Origin of the sequence: Superficieibacter sp. 1612_C1 (assembly GCF_015234305.1) — a bacterium.
In the GTDB taxonomy this organism is placed as follows: domain Bacteria; phylum Pseudomonadota; class Gammaproteobacteria; order Enterobacterales; family Enterobacteriaceae; genus Superficieibacter.
Window position 1 is genome coordinate 288,740 of sequence record NZ_JADGMI010000004.1, and the last position, 16,767, is coordinate 305,506.

At 55.6% G+C, this 16,767-nt stretch carries 13 protein-coding genes, 1 tRNA gene and 1 other RNA gene; 4 read left to right on the forward strand and 11 right to left on the reverse strand.

The genetic code is table 11. The annotated features are described in order from the left end of the window. Window positions 1–36: 36 nt before the first annotated feature. The 10 genes from dppF to INT84_RS15470 form a co-directional block, all read right to left on the reverse strand. Window positions 37–1,050 (reverse strand): dipeptide ABC transporter ATP-binding subunit DppF, encoded by a 1,014-nt coding sequence (gene dppF / locus INT84_RS15425; protein WP_194207497.1) that lies wholly within the window; start codon window positions 1,048–1,050, stop codon window positions 37–39. Beyond that, window positions 1,047–2,030, reverse strand: coding sequence for a dipeptide ABC transporter ATP-binding protein (gene dppD / locus INT84_RS15430; RefSeq protein WP_194207498.1), 984 nt, complete (start codon window positions 2,028–2,030; stop codon window positions 1,047–1,049). The genes dppF and dppD overlap by 4 nt, the downstream gene beginning before the upstream one ends. A gap of 10 nt (window positions 2,031–2,040) precedes the next feature. Next, window positions 2,041–2,943 (reverse strand): dipeptide ABC transporter permease DppC, encoded by a 903-nt coding sequence (gene dppC / locus INT84_RS15435; protein WP_176920111.1) that lies wholly within the window; start codon window positions 2,941–2,943, stop codon window positions 2,041–2,043. 9 nt (window positions 2,944–2,952) lie between these two features. Continuing rightward, window positions 2,953–3,972: a dipeptide ABC transporter permease DppB gene (dppB, locus tag INT84_RS15440; protein ID WP_194207499.1), complete on the reverse strand. Its 1,020-nt coding sequence runs from the start codon at window positions 3,970–3,972 to the stop codon at window positions 2,953–2,955. 169 nt (window positions 3,973–4,141) lie between these two features. Next, the gene (dppA, locus tag INT84_RS15445) at window positions 4,142–5,749 is read right to left on the reverse strand and encodes a dipeptide ABC transporter periplasmic-binding protein DppA (protein WP_194207500.1); all 1,608 of its coding nucleotides are present in this window, start codon (window positions 5,747–5,749) and stop codon (window positions 4,142–4,144) included. Between the two features lie 726 nt (window positions 5,750–6,475). After that, a non-coding RNA gene (locus INT84_RS15450) (RtT sRNA) lies at window positions 6,476–6,608 on the reverse strand. Between the two features lie 33 nt (window positions 6,609–6,641). Continuing rightward, a tRNA-Pro gene (locus INT84_RS15455) sits at window positions 6,642–6,718 on the reverse strand. Between the two features lie 91 nt (window positions 6,719–6,809). Then, on the reverse strand, window positions 6,810–8,492 hold the full coding sequence (eptB, locus tag INT84_RS15460; protein ID WP_194207501.1) for a kdo(2)-lipid A phosphoethanolamine 7''-transferase: 1,683 nt from the start codon (window positions 8,490–8,492) through the stop codon (window positions 6,810–6,812). Window positions 8,493–8,717: 225 nt separating this feature from the next. Continuing rightward, complete coding sequence (locus INT84_RS15465; RefSeq protein WP_194207502.1) at window positions 8,718–9,926, reverse strand: MFS transporter; 1,209 nt, start codon at window positions 9,924–9,926, stop codon at window positions 8,718–8,720. A gap of 377 nt (window positions 9,927–10,303) precedes the next feature. Next, window positions 10,304–11,005, reverse strand: a complete 702-nt coding sequence (locus tag INT84_RS15470; RefSeq protein WP_194207503.1) for an autotransporter domain-containing protein — start codon at window positions 11,003–11,005, stop codon at window positions 10,304–10,306. Between the two features lie 214 nt (window positions 11,006–11,219). Between INT84_RS15470 and tag the strand changes: the two genes are divergently transcribed. Together tag and INT84_RS15480 are read left to right on the forward strand one after the other, a co-directional pair. Then, window positions 11,220–11,801 (forward strand): DNA-3-methyladenine glycosylase I, encoded by a 582-nt coding sequence (tag, locus tag INT84_RS15475; RefSeq protein WP_194207504.1) that lies wholly within the window; start codon window positions 11,220–11,222, stop codon window positions 11,799–11,801. Then, complete coding sequence (locus tag INT84_RS15480; protein ID WP_194207505.1) at window positions 11,779–12,225, forward strand: N-acetyltransferase; 447 nt, start codon at window positions 11,779–11,781, stop codon at window positions 12,223–12,225. The genes tag and INT84_RS15480 overlap by 23 nt, the downstream gene beginning before the upstream one ends. On the opposite strand, the gene INT84_RS15485 is transcribed toward INT84_RS15480, so the two are convergent. Beyond that, window positions 12,188–14,521 (reverse strand): molybdopterin guanine dinucleotide-containing S/N-oxide reductase, encoded by a 2,334-nt coding sequence (locus INT84_RS15485; RefSeq protein ID WP_194207506.1) that lies wholly within the window; start codon window positions 14,519–14,521, stop codon window positions 12,188–12,190. The genes INT84_RS15480 and INT84_RS15485 overlap by 38 nt on opposite strands. Before the next feature lie 161 nt (window positions 14,522–14,682). On the opposite strand from INT84_RS15485, the gene INT84_RS15490 reads away from it, so the two are divergent. Together INT84_RS15490 and INT84_RS15495 are read left to right on the forward strand one after the other, a co-directional pair. Next, window positions 14,683–15,345, forward strand: coding sequence for an OmpA family lipoprotein (locus INT84_RS15490; protein WP_194207507.1), 663 nt, complete (start codon window positions 14,683–14,685; stop codon window positions 15,343–15,345). A gap of 352 nt (window positions 15,346–15,697) precedes the next feature. After that, complete coding sequence (locus INT84_RS15495) at window positions 15,698–16,714, forward strand: LacI family DNA-binding transcriptional regulator (RefSeq protein WP_194207508.1); 1,017 nt, start codon at window positions 15,698–15,700, stop codon at window positions 16,712–16,714. The last annotated feature ends 53 nt before the right edge of the window (window positions 16,715–16,767 follow it).

Here is a 16,767-nt window from a genome sequence, read left to right on the forward strand (position 1 = left end):
ACTGGAGACCAGCGTTACGCTGGTCTCTGATTAACGTTACACCCCTGGCTTTTCGCCATTCACGTCCTGATCGACGGCAAAGCAGGCTACCAGTTGACCATTGTACTCTTTAAGCTGCGGCTGCAACTGCGTGCAGGGGCCGAAGCGGCGACGGCAGCGGGCGTTAAAGGCACACCCCGGCGGTGGATTCAGCGGGCTGGGCAGTTCGCCGGTCAGCTTGATACGCTCGCGGCGATCGTCCGGATTCAGGCGTGGCGTGGCAGAAAGTAGCGCCTGGGTGTACGGATGCAGCGGATTAGAGAAAATCTGCTCCTTGGTTCCTTTCTCCACGCAGCGGCCCAGATACATCACCATCACTTCATCGGCGATGTGCTCGACTACCGACAGATCGTGCGAGATAAAGACGTAGGAGAGCCCTAAATCCTGCTGCAAATCCATCATCAGGTTTAGCACCTGCGCGCGCACCGAGACGTCCAGCGCGGAGACCGGTTCATCAGCAATCACCACGTCCGGATCGAGCATCAGACCGCGGGCGATAGCAATACGCTGACGCTGACCGCCGGAGAACATATGCGGATAGCGATCGTAATGCTCGGTCTTCAGACCCACTTTCGCCATCATCGCCAGCGCTTTTTCACGGCGTTCGGCTTTGCTCAGTTCACTATTAATCAGCAGCGGCTCTTCCAGAATCTGCCCGACTTTTTTACGCGGGTTTAGCGAACCGTAGGGGTTCTGGAAGACGATCTGAATTTTCTGCCGACGCAGCTTCTGCGCCTGCGGATCGTGCTTGAGCAGATCCTGCCCCTGAAAATAGAGTTCGCCACCGGTAGGCGTTTCAATCATTGTCAGCAGGCGGCCAAGCGTGGACTTCCCGCAGCCGGATTCCCCGACCACCGCCAGCGTTTTGCCGCGCTCCAGGTTAAATGACACGCCATCCAGCGCTTTTACCAGGCGTTCCGGCGCAAACAGCCCCTTCTTCACCGGGTAATGTTTTTTCAGGTCGATAGCCTGCAACAATGGCTGTTGCAGGGTGGCCTCTTGCGTACTCATCGTGTGGGCCTCCCGGCATCATCGAGTGGGTAGTGACATTTAGACTGACGACCGTTATCGACGGTATTCAGCGCGGGTTCTTCTGCGCGACAGCGATCGGTCGCATACGGGCAGCGCGGGTTCAGCAGGCAGCCGCTGGGACGATCGTATTTCCCCGGCACTACGCCCGGCAGCGACGCCAGCCGCGCTTTATCCTGAGCGAACTCGGGCAGCGCACGCAGCAGCGCCTGGGTATACGGATGGCGCGGCGCGCGGAAAATCTCCGTTGCCGCCCCGGTCTCTACCACCTGGCCTGCGTACATCACGATAATTTTATGTGCGGCTTCCGCCACCAGCGCCAGATCGTGCGTAATCAGGATCAGCGCCATGTTCTCTTTCTGCTGAAGTTCCAGCAGCAGTTCAATGATCTGCGCCTGGATGGTGACGTCCAGCGCCGTTGTCGGTTCATCCGCAATCAGCAGTTTTGGCCGACAGGCGATCGCCATCGCGATCATCACGCGCTGACTCATCCCGCCGGAGAGCTGATGCGGATAAACATCAAGGCGCGAGGCCGGATCGGGAATACCCACCAGGTTTAGCAGATCGATAGCCCGCTGACGCCGGGTTCTCTTATTCCCCCCCTGATGCACCTTAATCGCTTCCATAATCTGAAAACCGACGGTGTAGCAGGGATTAAGGCTGGTCATCGGATCCTGGAAAATCATCGCCACTTCAGAGCCTACCAGGCTACGGCGTGCTTTTTCAGAGATGCGCTTTAAATCCTGGCCGTTGAAGTCCAGATTTTCCGCCATTACGCGGCCGGGGTAATCAATCAGCCCCATGATCGCCAGCGAACTGACCGATTTACCGGAGCCGGATTCACCAACAATGCCGACCACTTCGCCCTGATTCACGCTATAACTGACGCGATCCACGGCGCGGAACGGCGCATCTTCGTCACCGAAGTGCACCGATAATTTATCTACATTTAATAACGCCATCTCGAACCTCTTACTGCTTCAGTTTGGGATCGAGCGCGTCACGCAGACCGTCACCCATCAGGTTAAATGCCAGCACCGTCAGCAGGATCGCCAGACCAGGGAAGGTCACGACCCACCAGGCGCTTTGTGCGAACTGCAACACGTCGGAGAGCATGGTGCCCCACTCCGGTGTTGGCGGTTGCGCACCCATGCCAAGGAAGCCAAGGGCGGCCATATCGAGAATGGCGTTAGAGAAGCCGAGCGACGCCTGAACGATCAGCGGCGCAAGACAGTTAGGAAGAATGTTAACAAACATCTGGCGCAGCGCGCCTGCGCCCGCCACGCGCGAGGCGGTGACGTAATCGCGGTTCACTTCGACCAGGACGGCTGCACGCGTCAGACGAACGTAGTGCGGCAGCGCCACGAAGGTTAATGCCAGCGAGGCGTTAACAATCGAGGGACCAAAGATGGCCACTAAGACCAGTGCCAGCAGCAGGCTTGGCAGCGCCAGCATGATATCGACGATACGCATGATGATATTGTCGATAATGCCGCCGAAGTAGCCCGCTACCAGACCCAGCACCACGCCCATGATCAGCGACAGTACCACTACCAGACAGCCGACCAGCAGCGACAGGCGCGCGCCGTACATCAGGCGCGAGAGGGTATCGCGACCCACATCATCGGTGCCGAGGATATGCGTCCAGCTTCCCCCATCCTGCCATACCGGCGGGGCCAGCAGCGCTTCGCGGAACTGATCCGCCGGGTTATGCGGCGCAACGAAATTGGCGAAAATGGCAATGAGTACCACGATCACGACGTAAGCCAGGCCGACAACCGCGCCTTTATTGCGCTTGAAGTAGTGCCAGAACTCCTGGAGCGGCGTCATCGGTACAGGTGCGGCGATAACTTTATTTTCAGTAACTTGTGACATGACGGCCCCTTACTTCTTATGACGAATACGCGGGTTCACCACGCCGTACAGCAAATCGACCAGCAGGTTGACGAGAATAATCATCGTCGCCACCAGCAGTACGCCACCCTGCACCACCGGATAATCGCGGCGTTGCAGAGCATCGATCAGCCAGCGTCCCAGGCCCGGCCAGGAGAAGATGGTTTCCGTCAGGATCGCCCCTGCCAGCATCGTCCCTACCTGCAAACCGATAACCGTAACCACCGGGAGCATCGCGTTACGCAGGGCATGAACGATGATGACGCGCATCCGCGTTAAGCCTTTGGCGCGCGCGGTACGGATATAATCCTCACCCAGCACTTCCAGCATGGCGGAGCGCGTCATACGCACGATTACTGCCAGTGGAATTGTGCCCAGCACCATCGCAGGCAGGATCATATGCGCCAGCGCATCAATGAAGTTGCCCTCTTCGCCCCAGATGGCCGTGTCGATCAGCATAAAGCCGGTTAGCGGGTTGGAGTCGTCAAGGAACACCATATCGCTCACCCTTCCGGAGACCGGCGTCAGGTTCCACTGGACGGAAACCAGCATGATCAGCATCATGCCCCACCAGAAGATCGGCATGGAATAGCCAGTCAGCGCGAGACCGACCGCGGTATGGTCGAAAATAGAGCCACGCTTAACGGCGGCCAGCACGCCCACGGGAATGCCCACGGAAACGGCGAAAATCATTGCGCAGACGCCGAGTTCAAGCGTCGCTTTAAAACGCGGCACAAACTCTTCCCATACCGGGAGACGGCTTTTCAGCGAGATGCCCAAATCACCGTGCATCACGCCCCAAATATAGTTGAGATACTGCTGCCACAGCGGCTTATTCAGGCCGAGTTCAGCCAGTAACTGCGCATGGCGCTCAGGGGAAATACCACGCTCACCTGCCATGATCATCACCGGATCGCCGGGGATCATATGGACAAAGGCAAAGGTGAGAAGGGTAATACCGATAAACGTCGGGATCACAAGTCCCAGACGTCGGAGGATGAACTGCAACATAACCCGGATTCTCTGTAATGACGTCTCACCTGGAGATCAGACGTCTGTATTGCTCACAAATCTCATTCCCTTTTACGGGAACAAAGCACTGCTGCCGGGTGGCGCTACGCTTACCCGGCCTACCCTCATAGGTCCGTGTAAGCGCAGCGCCGCCCCTTTGACATTTTAATTATTCGACAGACACGTTCTCGAAGTGGTGTTTACCCAGCGGATCAACAACATAGCCTTTAACTTCTTTACGCACCGGCTCATACACGGTGGAGTGAGCGACGATCAGTGCCGGAGCCTGCTCGTTCATCACTACCTGAGCCTGTTTGTAGAGCTCAATGCGTTTGTTGTGATCTTCGGTCGCGCGCGCCGGTTGGATCAGGTCTTCAAACGGCTTGTAGCACCATTTGGAGTAGTTCGACCCCTGTTTTGCCGCATCGCAGCTGAACAGCGTGGCGAAGAAGTTATCCGGATCCCCGTTGTCGCCGGTCCAGCCCATCATTACGGTCTGATGCTCGCCAGATTTCGCACGTTTCAGGTATTCGCCCCACTCATAAGTGACGATCTTCGCCTGCACGCCGACTTTCGCCCAGTCCGCCTGAATCATCTCCGCCATACGGCGCGCGTTCGGGTTGTACGGACGCTGTACCGGCATTGCCCACAGATCGATGCTAAAGCCTTTTTCCATACCGGCTTCTTTCAGCAGCGCTTTGGCTTTCTCCGGATCGTAGGTGTAATCCTTAACGTCGTCGTTATAGCTCCACATGGTCGGCGGGATCAGGTTTTTCGCCGCTACGCCCGCGCCCTGGTAGACCGCTTTGATGATCGCGTCTTTGTTGACCGCGTAGTTCAGCGCCTGACGCACTTTGACGTTATCCAGCGGCTTTTTCTCAACGTTATAGGAGAGATAGCCGACGTTCAGGCCCGCCTGCTCCATCAGGTTGATGTTTTTATCCTGCTTCATGCGCGCGATGTCGGCCGGGTTCGGGAACGGCATGACCTGGCACTCGTTTTTCTGCAATTTCGCGTAACGCACGGAGGCGTCAGGCGTGATGGAGAAGACCAGACGGTCGATCTGCGGCTTGGTGCCCCAGAAGCCCGGGAAGGCTTTATACAGAATGCGCGAGTCTTTCTGATACTGCTGGAGCTGGAACGGACCAGTACCAATCGGGTTCAGGTCAACTTTATCCGGCGTACCGGCTTTCAGCATGTTGTCCGCGTACTCTTTAGAGAGAATAGACGCGAAGTCCATCGCCAGATCCGCCAGGAACGGCGCTTCCGGACGCGTCAGGATAAACTGAACGGTATTGTCGTCGACTTTTTTGATTTCGCTAATTAACTCTGGCAGACCCATGCCTTCGAAGTATTCATAGCTGCCGCCAGAGATTTTATGGTACGGGTTGCTTTCGTTTTTCTGACGATCGAACGAGAACACTACGTCATCAGCGTTGAACTCACGCGTCGGTTTAAAATCTTTGCTGTCCTGCCACTTCACGCCTTTACGCAGGTGGAAGGTGTAGGTTTTACCGTCTTCGCTGACTTCCCATTTCTCGGCCAGGCCGGGGATGACTTCAGTGGTGCCGATTTTAAATTCGACCAGACGGTTATAAATCGGTACAGAGCTGGCATCGTAAGTGGTACCAGAGGTGAAAAGCTGCGGGTTAAAGCCTTCAGGAGAACCTTCCGAACAATACACCAGCGTTTTCGCCTGAACGCTTGCTGCGACAGTCATAGCCACCAGGCTCAAACCAAGCTTCAGCATCCCTGACTTCTTCAAGGAAATACTCATTCTTCTGCTCCAATGTGATGGGTGTTGTGTTTACCCCTGCAACGGGGCCATACCGCCAGCCTTTATTTATAATTTCACCGGTCTGGTCAGTAGCAATGAGGGTGGGAGAATCCGTGCAATCGATTGACTGAGTAGCAGTACAGATCGTCCGTGAAATGCCCCTCATGGCCTACAATCTGTCAACAGAATGTCAAAACGTCAATACAGGTAACCGGGATTTACATCAGGGATGAGAATTAACAAACAAAGATTAAAAAAAGTTCAAGCCACCATTTCCAGCAGGGAAAATTATGCTAAGGCCTCTGATGCAGAGGATTGTTCTGGTTATTTTCAGTAACGCAGATGTTAACTTTTAAACATATTGCGAAAAATTTCTTGCAGAATGATGAATATCTGAGCGATTAATACCGCGAACGTTAAAACGCACAGCGGAAAATGCTGGCATTATCCATAAGCAACGCGAAAAAAGGTTGATGTATATATAAAAAAATACAATGGATTATGTCACAAAATCGAGAGGTGGCAGTGGGAGTCACGGGTGAAATGTGATAACCATGAGGATTAATTGCAGCAAGATTGTTAACAGCAGGTTTTGCACTCCAGACAGAATGATATGTTACCGCTGATCACAGAGTTTGCCCAAGTCGAACCTCCTGCCTCCTGAGGTTCTCATCCTCATAAGCTTCAGATGCAAAAAAGCCTGCTTAAGAGCAGGCTTTTCAAATTTGGTCGGTGATAGAGGATTACTCGCCACTTTGTGGCTCGCCCTGCGGGTCGTTGCTGACGCAACGCTCTCTCGCTTCGCTCGAGTCGAACCTCCTGCCCCCGGAGGTTCTCATCCTCATAAGCTTCAGATGCAAAAAAGCCTGCTCAAGAGCAGGCTTTTCAAATTTGGTCGGTGATAGAGGATTCGAACCTCCGACCCCTTCGTCCCGAACGAAGTGCGCTACCAGGCTGCGCCAATCACCGAATGCGGGGCGCATCTTACTGCGCAGCCAGATGCCCGTCAATCCCTTAGCTAAAAAAAGCCAGCCGATCGGCGAGAAACTCGCCGGACCGCTTATTTCTTAGCTGTTGAGGGTAAACGACACCAGTTATTGTTCTCATTAATCCCGCCATCCGGCGAGGTATACCCCAGGCAGCCCATGATGGTATCGAACAGTTCGATATGATGGCGCGGCACTTTCATCTGCGCCTGGGCCTTCATATGCGCCATTGCCTGCGCATGATCCGGGTTCTCCAGATACTTATCGGACATCCAGACCATCATCGGCACGCGGAACTGCTCTGGCGGAGCCATATTGCGCGGGGTGCCGTGCAAATGCTCTTTCTCATTGATCGACTCGCCGTGGTCGGCAGCATAGAAGACAATCGCTTTCTTATCCCGGACCTGGTCAATCACCTTACTGATAAAGTAATCCACATAGCTGACCGAGTTATCGAAGGAGTTGATCATCTGCGCTTTGGTACAGCCGCCGTCTACCCCCATACACTCCGGCGTCCACTGCGCGAAGTTACGCGGATAACGCTGGGTATAGTTAAAGTGCGAACCTTTGGTATGCAGAATAATCAAGTGCTTACCTTCGGTATTGTCCTGCAACGAACGCTGCATCTCATCTACCAGCAGCATGTCATCTACCGGCTTACCACGGTTACGCGGTTCGGCACCAATCTGCTCGCGATAGGCAATATTGTCCGCCATCGTGTTGCTGTAGAACCACATTTCGCTTTGCATCGCGTAGAGGTCGGAACTGAAGCCTAACTGTTTGAGCACCGCAAAGACGTTCTGCTCTTTCAGCGTCCGCTGTGGGTTAGTGTCTGCACCACCTTCTCGCACAAACATGCAGCGCAGGGAGAGTTTGGTGGCGGTATCGCAGGAGTAACCGCGAAACGCTGCCAGGTTTTTCTCCTGAGATAATCGCGGCGTGGTGTTACGCTCGTAGCCGAAAAGACCCATATGATCCCAGCGGGTTGTTTCACCAATGATGAACACCACGTAAGTATCATCCAGATCTTTCGGCGCTTCCCAGGTGAATTTCTTCGCCGGGTTGATCAGCGATTTATTATCCGAAGATTCATCCACCTGCGCCCAGGCATACAGCCCCAGCGCGGAGAGCCAGTTTGATGGCAGATAAGAGTTTGCTACCACGCCACCGTAACTCGGTAAATCAATCCCCGTCTGGTGCTCAACTTTCTTCTGCTGAATATCCAGCAGACGAATGGGTCCCCAGACCAACAATCCGGCGACGACAACCGCCATGACACTGCCTATGCGCTGGCCCGGCGTGCGTAGCTGGCGCATCAGCGTATAGGGGCTGCGATTACTCCAGATGAAAATCAGCGGCACGATGCTCACAAAGAACATCCATAGCAGGAAATGTAGCCCCACCACTTCTTTAGAGAGATCGATGTCGGTAGTCATCACCGAGGCAATAATGCCGTAACCAATGACGACATTAAGGAAGGTCATATAGTAGCTGGCCCCGGCCGAACACAGCACCAGCAGCGTGACCAGAATGCGCCAGACGCGGCGACCGAGTAGCGACAGGATACGAAGCAGGAAGAAGGTCACGAGCACGGTGGCAGCCAGCTCAACAACCGCAGCGAATCCTTTCCAGATGGTAAAATTCTGCGCGTAACTGTCAAAACGACGGACAAAAACCGCGCAATTCATAAACAGGCCGATATAGATGGCCAGCAGGAGGCTCAGCGTTTGCTGAGACATCGCTTTAATATATTTCATGCAAACAACCCTGGGAAAAGGGACTTATAAATCAGCCGGCACCCGCGTGCAGGCTAAACAAAGCGCGTATCTCTGTTATTAGACATGGCTAAGCGCGGCTAAGTAGACCACAGGGAAATGGAAAAGTGTCCAGGAGAAATGTGATCTGACCAATTATTTACAAAAATTGTTGGCCAGATCAGGAAGATAGGTTAGCAGGCTAAGTAAGTGATTCCATTGATACCATCAATATGTAGCATGAGCTTCATGGTACATTTCGCGCTGCGGCTGACGAATCGTCGTTGAAAGCGCCAGCGACAGGATCAGCAGGGCAAAGATGACGCAGAAGGTGACATAAAAGCCGCCGAACAACGAGGCAATAATCGACCCGCAGATACTGCCGATCCCGAAGCCTAAATAGATCACCCCATAGTTTTTCGCCAGGTTATTCAGGCCGAAGAACTCGCTGACCAGCGACGGGAAAACGGTAATGGTGCCGCCGAAGTTAAAGGCCACGCAGGCGATGGCGGCAAAGAAAGTCATCTCGTTGAGCGGCGCGAAAAGCAGGGCCGCCATCCCGACCAGGGAAATCACCTGACCTATCGTGATGACCCGGATGCGGGCGATTTTATCGGACAGAATGCCCAGCACCAGACGGCCGCTCAGGTTAGCGATAGAAATGACCGTTACCGCGTTAGCGGCGGTGGCGACGTCCAGTCGGACCATGCCCTGAGCGATATCTTTCGCCACGCCAATCACGTACAGGCCGCTCATGCAGGCGGTGAGGAACATCACGGCCAGCATCCAGTACTGTGGTTTACGCATCGATTCTGCGAGGGTGAAGTCATTCTCCACCGCGCCGTTGACGGCTTTCACACTCTGCTGCGGCGCATCTTTCATCAGGGTGGAACCGGCGACGATCATCACCAGTACAATCGCGCCCCAAATCATAAAGGTTTTTTCGAGGCCGACCGTTTCAAGAAGATGGCTGTCAATAAATTTGAAACCGAGGCTACCCAGACCGTAGGAGCCAATGGCCAGCGCGGAGATCACCCCTTTACGCTCCGGGAACCATTTCACGCAGTTGGAGAGCGTCAATAGATAGCCAGCACCATCCGCCAGCCCCACCAGCAGGCCCGCACTGAGCCACAGCATTAGCAGATTGCTGGAGTGAGCGGTCAGGAAAAAACCGACGCCGAGCATGATGCCAGAGGCCATCGTGATGCGTTTCACGCCAAAACGCTCCTGAAGTTTACCAGCAACGGATGACGAGAGCGCCAGGCCAAGGCTTAACAGACCAAACGAAAATGCAACCTGGCTCACCGGTTCATCAAGTTTGCTGGAGAGCGCGCCGTTAAACAGGCTCCAGGTGTAGACCGATCCCAGTGCAAACTGGGTGATGATAGTGCCGAATAGCGTTAACCAGCGGGTACGATTGTAGGTTGATGTGTTCATGGCATGTGTCCAGGTCATCAAAATTGAAGGATTTCACTGTCATCAACGATAGCGAAATCCCTTTAATGCCTGGGGGAAAACGGCATGAAGTGCAGCAGGGACGGAATGAACTGCATGGAATGCAGAATGAATGGCATTGCATGCGGGTTATGCGGGGTGAAAGGTTGGTGATGTTGGGCAGGCCGGGGTCCGGCATCGCGGCCATAGATGCCCGGTGGCGCTGCGCTTACCGGGCCTACGCGTTGGGCGAAAGGTTATTCCGGGGGCAGTGCCGGAGGGGGTTTTGGACGAACGTTTATTCCAGGAATAAGGCGGAGGCGGTTTTGTAGGCCGGGCAAACGCAGTGCCGCCCGGCAGGCCTGCCCAAAGTCACCCCGTCAGAACCGCGCACTTACCCCCATCGTATACAAATAGTTCGCCCCCACGTTGGTGTTTTCCGCCTGAGAAAGCGCCGCATAGGCCGCCAGATGCTGATTCAACAGCATATCCGCACCCACGGTGACATCCAGCCAGTTCCCCTCCTGATCAAACGCACTCATGCGATTAAGCCCGGACTGCGACTTCCAGAGGTTGTCGCCAAACTGCTGGTTGTAGCTAATTTGCGCCCAGGGACGCAGATCGCCAAAGCGCGAGTCAACCCGCCAGCCGAGTGAACTGACGCTGGCGTGCCATAGCGGGTCCAGCCCCTGATTCACCACGCTGTCACCGAACTCGTTATACACAGAATAAGAGGACCCATCATAATGCCACGCGGCAACCGGCCCGGTGGTGACGTTCTCGTGCAACGCGATATTCCAGCCAAGACTCATTGAGCTGATCGCATCCAGCGGCGTGCTGTCCGGCAGATTTACCGCCAGACCGGGCACATTTTGCGCCGAGCTGATCCGCTCGGCGAGGATGTCATTGTAATCAGGTTGGTGATCGTTATCCCATGTATAACGTTCAGTCGTATTACTTTGCTGGTCATCAACGATATATTCCTGTTGCCAGGCTTTTGCTGTGTCCATCCAGAGCAGACAAACAGACATAGCTGCCAGGAGCATGATGCCCCGGCGACCACTGCGCTTTTTTATCATCATCAAAGCGACTCCTGGAAAGAGCCGAATTCGGCGATTTTTTTGATTATGCTTGCGGGAAAAAGGACTCCATGTCATTCGAGTTGAACGAACAGACACACCGATCTGCAACTTGAAAGAGAATGGGCTTAACCCTGTATTAAATATTGTCTTTTTAACAGGCGCGTCAAGCCCGCTGGCTGATATATTTTTGTAAAAAATGCGAAGGGAGAGGACCATGCAACGTTGCGGTTGGGTAAGTCAGGATCCGCTTTACATCGCCTATCACGATAGTGAATGGGGCATACCGCAAACCGACGGTAAAAAACTGTTTGAGATGATCTGTCTGGAAGGACAACAGGCCGGTCTGTCATGGATTACGGTTCTGAAAAAGCGGGAAAATTATCGCCAGAATTTTTATCACTTCGACCCTGAGCGCATCGCCGCCATGCAGGAGTCGGACGTTGAAAGGCTGATGCTTGACGCCGGGATCATCCGCCATCGCGGGAAAATCGAGGCCATTATCGCCAACGCTCGGGCGTACCTTGAGATGGAAAAGAATGGCGAGCCGTTCGCGGAATTCGTCTGGTCATTTGTCGATCATCAGCCGCAAATCCGCCACGCCGCTACCCTCGGCGAGATCCCGGTTTCCACCCCCGCTTCCGATGCGCTGGCAAAGGCGTTAAAAAAACGCGGTTTCAAGTTTGTCGGCACCACCATTTGCTATTCGTTTATGCAGGCCTGTGGTCTGGTAAACGATCACATCACAGGCTGTTTTTGTCATCCGGGAGGCCAGCATGATCCGCGCCTGGCACAATAAAGATACGACTAAGCTGCTGAACCTGTGGCTGGAAAGCACCCGCTACGGCCATCCGTTCATCAACGAACGCTACTGGTATGAAAGCGAAGCTATCGTTCGCGACGTCTATTTACCCGCCGCGCAAACCTGGGTGTGGGAGGAGAAAGGCATACCGGGTGGTTTTGTCAGCGTAATGGAACAGCGGTTTGTTGGCGCGCTGTTTGTTGCCCCGGCGCTTATTGGCAGAGGTATTGGAACAGCGCTGCTGCAACATGTGCAGCAGCGCTTTCCGATACTGAGTCTTGAGGTCTATCAGAAAAATATGCGGGCGGTGAATTTCTACCATGCTCAGGGCTTTCGCATTGAGGACTGCGCCTGGCAGGAGGAAACCCAGCACCCGACGTGGATCATGAGCTGGGCGGTGGATCGAATGCCGTCAGCGTAAGTGCCGGGCCAGTATATTTTTCGACCCATGCCAGCGCCGTATTGCCCGCACAGCCATTCCCCAGCCGCGAGCTGGGGAGATCTTTGGTCAGCACGTTTACCGCGCCGTTTTTACAGATCCCTCCGGCCTGCGGATCGAGATCCGGCCAGCCGCCTTCGTGAATGCAAAGCACGCCGGGCCGGATGCCATCGGTGATCACCGCGCCCGCCAGCACCTGCCCACGTTGATTCCATACCCGCACCACGTCGCCGTCCTGAATACCGCGCGCGGCGGCGTCCTGCGGATGCAGCGTAATCGGCTCACGACCGGCAACGGCGTACTGTTCGCGAAGCCGTGAATAGCTCAACTGACTGTGCAAACGGTGCGCCGGGTGCGCTGATAAAACCTGAAGCTGCTCAGGCTCGGCGTTACCGTGCCACTCGTCCGGCTCCAGCCACATCGGATGCGGCGGACAGTCGGCGTAGTGAAAACCGGCAATGCGGGCGGAATAGATTTCAATTTTCCCGCTGGCCGTTTTTAACGGATGCGCCTGCGGATCGCGACGGAAGTCGGCAAAACGGACAAACTGCGCATTCTGCTCGCTCTCCGGCATCTCAATCAGCTGATTGGCCTGCCAGAAGGACTCGAACGGCGGAAGCGTCACCTGCTGGCTGGCTCCCCGCTGCGCCGCGATGTCATAGAAGGCCTCCAACCACTGAAGATCGCTTTTTCCTTCGGTAAAACGCTCGCGACCGCCCTGCTCCCAGCGCTCGCTGAGATCGGCAAACACCTCATAGTCATCGCGGGCTTCATCTCGCGGCGTCACGACTTGTTTCATCGGCACCAGATGCTGATTACTGTAATCGCCGGTCATGGTCAGATCGTTACGCTCAAACGAGGTGGTGGCAGGCAGGACGATATCGGCATGTTTGGCTGCCGCCGTCCAGTAGCATTCAGAAATCACCACCAGTTCCGGCTTTTGCCAGGCGCGAATTAAACGGTTGGTATCCTGATGATGGGTAAAGTTGGCACCGCCCGCCCACCAGACAAAACGAATATCCGGGAAATGACGGTCCATCCCATTATGCTGGTACGGCGCGCCGGGGTTTTCCAGCGCTTCAACAATCCGCGCCACCGGGATTTTGTCCACCGCATCGGTGCCACCCTGTACACTGCCCTGCATCGATGCCAGCACCGCCGCGCGCCGCGTCGGGTTGCCGCCGTTGGCAAAATGGTATGAAAGACCAAAACCGCCGCCCGGCGTGCCGATCTGCCCCAGCATGGCGGCCAGCGTCACCAGCATCCAGTGCTTTTGTTCACCAAACTGCTGGCGCTGCATCCCCCAGCCGCCCATTAACATAGTGGTATGATGGCGAAATAAGTGCGCCAGTTCGCGGATTTTCGCCGCCGGAATGCCGCAAATTTCCGCCGCCCATTCGGCGGTTTTCGCCGTGTCGTCGCGCTCTCCGGTCAGATAGGCGGCGAAGATAGCGTAGCCTTCGGTGCAGCGGGCCAGGAAGTCGTTGTCCTGCCAGCCGTTTTCCACCAGCGTATGCGCAATGCCGAGCATTAACGCCACGTCCGTGCCCATATGAGGCGCGATCCACTCGGCACCATCGCCGAGGAAATCCACCGTTTCAGATCGCATCGGATCAATACAGATCAGCCGCTTACCGCTTTTACGCAGCGCGTCAAAATAGGGAATGCCCTGCTCATCCGAGGCGTTCCATGCGATCTTGAGCGTATTCAGCGGGTTGGCGCTCCACAGCACCACTACCTCGCTGTGCTCCAGCACCAGCGGCCAGCTGGTCTGCTGCTGGTAGACTTCATTACCGCCGACCACGTAAGGCATGATCGCCTGCGCCGCGCCGGTAGAGTAATCGCCCAGATGCCCGGTATAGCCACCCGCCAGGCTCATATAACGCTGAAGCAGCGTCGCCGCTTTATGCAGCACGCCGTTTGAGCGCCAGCCATAGGAACCGGCGAAAATGGAGGCCGGACCGTAACTGTCCCGAATGCGCCGATGCTGCGTATGAATCAGATCCAGCGCCTCGTCCCAGCTCACGCGGACAAATTCATCCTGCCCACGCACGCCCTGAGGAGTATCCGGCGAGGCCAGAAAGCCTTTGCGTACCATCGGGAAACGTACCCGTGTTTTACTGTGCACCTGGTCGCGCACGGCAGTTTGTAACGAGTTTGCAAAAGGGGTGGAGAGTGCGCCACGGGAAGAAAACACCGTTTCGCCATCGGTCTCGACCAGCATGGGTCCCCAGTGGGCCGCTGTAAGTACCGTTTTTTTCGCTGATGGGATTGCCAAAACGCGCTCCTGAGTCGTCGATGCAGGTGTGACGGCGTTTGTCGCCGTTCAATGTTGTTTACAAAATTCGGAGTTGTCCCCGGAATTTTTTCCATATTCTCACGCCATAATCAACCGTCACGCCTGCTGAGGCAAAGAATAAAAAGGATTAAGGAAATAAGATGAAAAAACGCGTATTGGTTATCGCTGCCCTGGTCAGTGGTACGCTGGCCGTTTCTGGCTGTACGACTAACCCTTATACTGGCGAACGCGAAGCGGGCAAATCCGGCGTTGGTGCGGGTGTAGGTACTCTGGTTGGCGCAGGTATCGGCGCACTCTCCTCATCGAAAAAAGATCGCGGTAAAGGCGCGTTGATTGGTGCCGCCGCAGGGGCAGCGCTGGGTGGTGGCGTCGGCTATTATATGGACGTTCAGGAAGCGAAACTGCGCGAGAAAATGCAGGGAACCGGCGTGAGCGTGACGCGAAATGGCGATAACATCACGTTAAATATGCCGAGCAATGTCACTTTCGACAGCAGCAGCGCAACGCTGAAACCTGCCGGGGCCAATACCCTGACCGGGGTGGCAATGGTGCTGAAAGAGTACCCGAAAACCGCCGTTAATATTGTGGGCTATACCGACAGCACGGGTGGTCAGGATCTGAATATGCGCCTGTCAAAACAGCGTGCTGATTCGGTGGGAAGCTCGCTTATCACTCAGGGCGTGGATGCCAGCCGCATTCGTACCTCCGGTATGGGCCCGGCCAATCCGGTTGCCAGCAACAGCACCGAAGAAGGCAAAGCGCAGAACCGTCGCGTAGAAATTACGCTGAGCCCGCTCCAGTAATAATGCCGGGCGGCGGCTGCGCCTTGCCCGGCCTACGCATTTGCTCTATTCCCAATACCCGATCGTAGGTCCGGTAAGCGCAGCGCCACCGGGCAGGACACCCGCATTGGTAACGCAATAATGCCGGGCGGCGGCTGCGCCTTGCCCGGCCTACGCATTGGCTCTATTCCCAATACCCGATCGTAGGCCCGGTAAGCGCAGCGCCACCGGGCAGAACACCCGCATTGGTAACGCGATAATACCGGGTGGCGGCTGCGCCTTACCCGGCCTGCAATGATTTCCCCCACATGAAGCGCTTGCCATCGCCTGTTTTCGCGCTAAGGTGTTCTCACTTCAGGCAAGGGAATCAGCTATGACCAAAGCAACGCGCCCTACAATAAGCGACGTCGCCAGAGCGGCTAAAACCGGGAAAACCAGCATTTCACGCTATCTCAACGGTGAAAAGCATCTTCTCTCCGACGCGCTGCTGGCGCGTATTGAAAACGCGATCGCTGAACTCGACTACCGTCCGAGCCTGATGGCCCGTGGCCTGAAACGCGGGCGCACGCGCCTGATTGGGCTGATCATCGCCGATATCACCAATCCCTACTCCGTAGATGTACTGAGCGGTATCGAAGCCGCCTGCCGCGAAAAGGGGTTTACGCCGCTGGTCTGTAATACCAATAACGAGCTGGATCAGGAGCTGCACTACCTCGATTTACTGCGCAGCTACCAGGTAGAAGGGATCGTCGTCAACGCCGTCGGCATGCGGGAAGAGGGGTTAAACCGCCTGCAACAGTCGGCGCTGCCGATGGTGCTTATCGATCGCAAAATCCCCGATTTCGCCTGCGATGTGGTCGGCCTTGATAACACGCAGGCTGCTACCACCGCCACTGAACACCTGATCGATCAGGGCTTTGAAGCCCTGCTGTTTCTTAGCGAACCGCTTGGCACCGTCAATACCCGCCGCGAGCGGTTAAGCGCCTTTCGGGCGACGCTGGCGCGCTATCCGGGTCTCATCGCAGAAAACAGCGAAGTATCACTTACCGATGCAGCGCTGATGGATAACGCGCTGCGTCAGTTCCACGCCCGCCACCGGGGGATGCGTAAAGCGGTCATCTCCGCCAACGGCGCACTCACGTTACAGGTCGCCCGCTCGCTGCGGCGTATCGGCCTGCACTGGGGTAGCGACATCGGGCTGCTGGGCTTTGACGAGCTTGAATGGGCTGAGCTGGCAGGCGTCGGCATTACCACTCTCAAACAACCTACCTGGCAGATTGGCTTCGCCGCGGTTGAACAGGTTGTGCGCCGTATTGAGGGCGATGCCGATACCATCCGCGAGCAGGTTTTCTCCGGCGAACTGATCGTTCGTGGTTCCACCTCCCGTTAATCTGTCTTCGTGATGGCGATCATAATTTCGCCATCGCGTCCTTTTCTTTGGAA